The following is a 3,931-nucleotide window of genomic DNA, read 5'->3' as shown; positions in this document are numbered from 1 at the left end:
AAATACTCTTGTAATGCGTTTATTTGTTTTTATGGGTTATGTTGGCGTTTAATGCTTATGGTGAGTTGTTTTTTGGCTTAAAGATCTGCATTCAACGCCTTAACGCGATGCTAGTGATAATGTTAATAAATATTTCGTTTTTTATTTTCTTTTAATTTCAATGCGTTAATTTAATATATTTCGTTACATTCTACCGGCGAAATACATACTTTAGCGATATCTGATTACTCATTTTATGGATATTATTTGTTTCGTTCTTCACAACAGATAAAAATTTTTAATTAAATGACTTAATATAAGGTAGATAACATGAATAAGACTTTAATTGCATTATGCTTAGCGTTAACGACAACTTCTATTTCTGCAATGGCTGCGGATGCCGGTTCTGGTAAAATTACGTTTAAAGGCACAATTAATAGCGGTGCATGTACAATTGCACCGACTGATGTGAATAAAGAAGTTCAATTAGGTAATATTGCCGCGGTTAATTTAGATGCTGCAGGTAAAAAAGGCCCACTCAATTCATTTGAATTAAAATTACAAGATTGCCAATTAGACCCAAGTGCTTCAGGTACTCCTTATTCTAAAGTAAAAATTACGTTTAATGGCCAACCTGATGCCACAAACGCATCTTTATGGTCAAGCACGGGTAGCGCAAATAACGTTGCAGTTTCATTCTTAGACAATGCAGGTAAAGCCATTAAACCCGGTGAGACTTTAGAGCAAACACTGAAAGCGTCTGACACCACAATTATTTTGTCTGCTCAAGCAGAAGCAACCGGTGCCGCCACTTCAGGTAGCATCAACTCTATCGCAAACTACGTATTAAGCTACGAATAAGATAGCCATCATGCCTAAGCAAAAGCTTTACGCTAATTAGCGTAAAGCTTTGTATTCCCACTATCGATTATCATAAGAGTGCCAACATGTATTTTAAGAAAAAAAATATAGGTTATATTATCTCACTCATTATGTGTGGTGGGTATACAAATGCAGAAACTTTTAATATCAATGCCCTTAATTTGTCTGCAGACGACAATATTGACCTAAGCTATTTTGAAAAAAATAGTTTAAGTGAAGGTTTATATGAATCGGATATTATTTTAAATGATAAAAAAATTATCCGCGGCGAAAAAATTAAGTTTATTAATCATGACGGAACGATTGAGCCGTGTATTACGGCACAATTAATAAAACGTTTTCCCTTAAATGAAGAAGCGAAAGAAATATTACTTTCGTCTCAAGAAAACGCATGTATTAATTTATTCTCTCTCGATAAAAATGTGGCTATCGATTTTAATGATAGCGAACAAGTCCTGAGTATTTCGATACCTCAGAAATATATGGCATCGACTTATTCTTCGTGGGTGAGCCCTGAAATGCGCGATTATGGGATTGCGGGGTTAATTTTAGATTATACGATTAGCGATAATCATTTAATCCGTAAAAACGAAGAAACACGTAACCAACTCTATGCCTTCGGGAATGTGGGCGCTAACTTCGCGCAATGGCGTTTACGGGCAAATTACCAATATGAGAATAAATTGGCGGGCGAAGATGGACGGGGTAGCAAGAAACGCAACTTAGATTGGGACCAAGTCTACGCTTTTAGGGACATTGCCAGCTTATCGGCGAAGTTGTTTGCCGGGGAAATTTTCATTAAATCAGACTTGTTTGATAGCGTGCGTTTCAAAGGCGTGAGCATGTTTACCGATGAAAGCATGATGCCACCGAACCTCAGAGGGTATGCCCCTCAAATTACCGGGGTTGCCGCCTCAAACGCAACGGTCACCTTATCACAAAATGGCCGTATCATCAGCCAAGTGAAAGTGCCGGCGGGCCCTTTTGTGATTAAGGATTTAAGTCAATCCATCATGGGTACCATTGATGTGACCGTGGCAGAGGATAACGGTAAAGAAACGAAATTCCAGTTTACGACAACCAATATTCCGTTTTTAACCCGTAAGGGGCAAGCGCGCTACACCTTGAATTTAGGTCAGCTATCCCCGAAGAATGGCACCCATGCTAACGACAATTTTATGACTGTCGAAAGCTCTGTTGGGGTGTTTAACCATACCTCTGTTTTTGGCGGAATCGTGGCGACATCAGGGAATAAATATAAAGCCATTAACCTCGGCATTGGCCAAAATATCGGCTTTTTAGGGGCTTTTTCGGTGGATATCACCCAATCTTACGCCGACACCTTATTGGGGCGTGAGAAAGGCAAAAGCTACCGTATTAACTATGCCAAAGATTTACCGAGTATTGATGGGCAGTTGACATTAACCGGGTACCGTTTTGCCGACAGAACCTTTAACTCTTTATCCAATTTTGTTGAGCAAAACTTTGTCGACAGACAAGATATCGATACCAATAAAGACAAACATGTTTTTTCATTGTCTTACGCTCAGCAATTACGTGGAATGAATGCGAGTGCGAATATCACCGCATCACGTAAAACCTATTGGAATGGTAAGCAAAATAACTATTTCAGTGTGGGGCTCAATAAATTCTTCGATGAAGGCGTCATGAAAGGTGGGAATATCTCCCTGTCTTTAAACCAAGTCCGTGGGGCGAATAATAAAACGGATAACCAAGTGTATTTATCCGTCAGCAAACCATTAAGTACTGAAAACCAAAATGCATCAATATCGTATTTCGCCTCTTACAGTGACAGCAACAAGCGCTATGCAAATAACGTGAATTACAGTCGTCATGTTGATAGCAACACGAACTATAATTTAACCGCATCGACCCAAGATGGGTTATCGGAAGGCATGGTGAGCACCTATGTGTCACACAGTGCGGATGCCGGCCAAGTCCAAGTGACGGGGTCATTATCGGATTCCATGACGTCGCTAAGTATGACGATGAGTGGCTCGGTCACCGCGACACAGCACGGTATTTCTGCGCACCGTTTAACGTATCGTGACCAATCTCGTTTAGTGGTTGATGTGCCAAATGCGCAAGGCGTGATGATTGAAAATGGCCATGCGACGACGAATAGCCGAGGGTTAGCCACTATCAGTAACGTTCCGACCTACTATAATATGGAATACAAGGTGGATGTGAACAACCTGCCAGACACGGTAAACATTGATGATAATGTTTTAGCGTCTACACTCACTGATGGGGCAATCGGTTATGCTAAAATGGATGCAGATATTGGTAAGTCACTGATAACACGAATTAAGCTGGCTAATGGTCAATACCCACCATTAGGCTCAGTGGTGAAAAATAACGTAACGGGTAAAGTTTCAGGCATTATTGCTGAATCCGGTATCGTCTACTTAACCGGGTTGAACATGGGCGACCAACTTAGCGTTAACTGGGGAGATGCTCAAGCGTGTACGTTCTTAGCGGACAGTCTCCTGGCTAAAAGTAGCGATTCAATTGCTTGTCGTCACTAATGTGATTTCAATGGGTGAAAAAATGACATTATTTAAAAAAGTACTTTCCGTTGTTTTACTCTCAAGCGTCATGAGCCAAGCGTATGCCGTTCTTGGGTTAGATAGAACCCGTGTTATTTTTAATGAAGCCGATGGCGGAACCAGTATCGTTGTTGAAAACCAAGATACCGCCTCTTCGTTTTTAGCGCAGACATGGATAGAAAACCAAAAAGGTGAAAAGCTGACTAACTCACTAGTGGCATTACCTTTTTTACAAAAAATTGGCCCTAAACAGAAAAAACAAATCAAAATTGCGTATATGGATGGGCAAAATACCTTACCCACGGACAGGGAGAGTCTGTTGTATTTCAATGTATTAGGTATTCCACCGCAAGGTAAAGAAGCGAATGCGGTTCAGTTTACTATCCAATCACGCTTAAAACTGTTTTATCGCCCAAAAGGTATTGACTACAAAGTCTCTGCCGAGAAAGATTTTCAGCGCGATTTAAAAGTCACAAAACAAGGTGGACAGATTACGTTGT

The 3,931-nt window shown here is 40.3% G+C and carries 3 protein-coding genes; all 3 read left to right on the top strand.

Features of this window, described 5'->3' with window-relative positions:
• Positions 1 to 309: 309 nt before the first annotated feature.
• Entirely contained in the window at positions 310 to 840 is a 531-nt protein-coding gene (locus PR834_RS20360) for a fimbrial protein (RefSeq protein ID WP_272536881.1), read from the top strand.
• 86 nt (positions 841 to 926) lie between these two features.
• Positions 927 to 3,410: a fimbria/pilus outer membrane usher protein gene (locus tag PR834_RS20355; protein WP_272536880.1), complete on the top strand. Its 2,484-nt coding sequence runs from the start codon at positions 927 to 929 to the stop codon at positions 3,408 to 3,410.
• Positions 3,411 to 3,432: 22 nt separating this feature from the next.
• On the top strand, positions 3,433 to 3,931 hold a 499-nt coding region (locus PR834_RS20350), incomplete at its 3' end, for a fimbrial biogenesis chaperone (RefSeq protein WP_272536879.1).

Origin of the sequence: Providencia sp. PROV182, assembly GCF_028480325.1 — a bacterium.
Classification (GTDB): Bacteria; Pseudomonadota; Gammaproteobacteria; order Enterobacterales; family Enterobacteriaceae; genus Providencia; species Providencia hangzhouensis.
This window is presented reverse-complemented; position numbering and strand designations above follow the sequence as displayed.

Coding starts and splice junctions, on each gene's coding strand:
- PR834_RS20360 (WP_272536881.1), top strand. CDS start 310: ATGAATAAGACTTTAATTGCATTATGCTTAGCGTTAACGACAACTTCT.
- PR834_RS20355 (WP_272536880.1), top strand. CDS start 927: ATGTATTTTAAGAAAAAAAATATAGGTTATATTATCTCACTCATTATG.